1 protein-coding gene and 1 pseudogene are annotated in these 1436 nt (G+C 68.2%); both read right to left on the bottom strand.

Annotation, left to right across the window (positions count from 1 at the left end):
• Window positions 1–271: 271 nt before the first annotated feature.
• Window positions 272–496 carry a ferrous iron transport protein A gene (locus ACWGKT_RS48445; RefSeq protein ID WP_453278813.1) on the bottom strand — a complete coding sequence of 75 codons (225 nt, stop codon included), beginning with the start codon at window positions 494–496 and terminating at the stop codon, window positions 272–274.
• 169 nt (window positions 497–665) lie between these two features.
• Window positions 666–1331 (bottom strand): annotated as a pseudogene (locus ACWGKT_RS48440) (TOTE conflict system archaeo-eukaryotic primase domain-containing protein).
• Window positions 1332–1436: the final 105 nt, after the last annotated feature.

Raw genomic sequence — 1436 nt, 5'->3', positions numbered from 1 at the left:
CCCTCGGCTACCTCACCCCGGCCGAGACCAGGCAGCGGCATCAACACGCCCTCGCGGCATAACCGACGAGTGTCCAAGATCACGGGGAAACTTCAACCTGCCCGCTTGAACGGCTGTGGTCCCGAACACCTGCGTGTTCGGGACCACAGCCGTATGCGTACTGGGCAGGTGGTCCCTCGGTGGACCGAGGCGCGCGACCTGTCAGGATGCTGAAGGTGTGGCCCGGTGCACCCGGGCCACACCTGTGCCCGTCAACTACATGAGACCGGTTTCAGCTAGCGATCCAGATCTGGGCTTTGTAGTACGGGCCGCAGCCGTCACTGTCGTACTGGGGACTGTCGAACACGACCCAGTAGGCCAGCTCGCCCTCCTGTGCCGTGGAGCGCCGAACGGGTGCGGGCGGCTGGAAATCGTTGATCACCCCTTGGAACTCGGCCTGCCACGGGCCTGGCCGGGACGGGTCCTGGACCATGGTGACCCTGGTACCGGGCGTCATCGCGCTCGCTGGCCACGAAATGTCCGGGCGGCCGCTGTCGAGGTTTGTCGACCGTTGCCGGTCCGGCCTTCGTGCAGCAACCACCCATATAGGGCGATGCGCCCGGCCCGAAGCGGCGCACGCGGATAGCAATCCGCATGTGACGCAGCCGCTGGCCTGCGTAAACACGCTAAGTCACCGGCATATTGCCGAACCGGAAGCTCCCCTTGGCCTGGGTCGGTAGGAAGTCCTGGGCGGGGAAGAGCCGGTCGTAGCTGGACAGCGCCATCTGCCCGCGGGCGTCGATCGCCTGGCGCAGCAGCGCCATCCCCAGGGCGCGGGCGGTGGCCGCCGCGACCTGGGCGGTGAAGAACGTCCACACATGCGCGCTCTTCCCGGACCGGGAGATCTCGAGAACGGTGGGGACCTGCGCCTCGTGGCAGGCCGTGACGTACTCGCTCGCGGCGGCGCGCCGGTCGCTGCCGTCCTTGCCGTCGAAGTCGCACGCCAACAGGTGGCAGGTGTCGTCGGCCAGCAGCGGGGACAGCCCGATGTGCAGCTCGCTGCGGCCCTGCCGGGTCGGGTCAAGATGGCGGTAGACGGCCTCGTCCGTCAACGGTCAGAACCCCCGGTCCTCGTCTTTGCTCTTGTTGAACGGGTTGTCCTCGGCCGGGCTCCAGCCGGTCCGGCCGGACTTGGCGCTCACCCACCGCTTGGCGCAAACGTCCTCGCGGCCTGCGAACAGGGCCTTGAACAGGACGATCTTCGCTTCGGCGCTGGAGAAGGCATCTGCATACGGCAGCCCACCGGCTCCGGCTGGTGGCGGCGCTGGGACGGGCTCGGAAACAGGCGGCATGCCGGCAGGCACGGCCTGGACGTTTCGGCCAAGGAGGCTGCACAGCCGGGCGATCTCCTCGCGCAGCTCCGCGTTCTCCTCCAGCGCCACGTCGAGACGGATGCG

This window comes from Streptomyces sp. NPDC054794 (assembly GCF_053611585.1).
Note: the sequence above shows the minus strand (reverse complement) of the source record. Positions and strands in the feature narration are given on the sequence as shown.

Bases quoted from the DNA above. Each gene is read 5' to 3' on its own strand.
- ACWGKT_RS48445 (WP_453278813.1), bottom strand. From the start codon at position 496: ATGACGCCCGGTACCAGGGTCACCATGGTCCAGGACCCGTCCCGGCCA.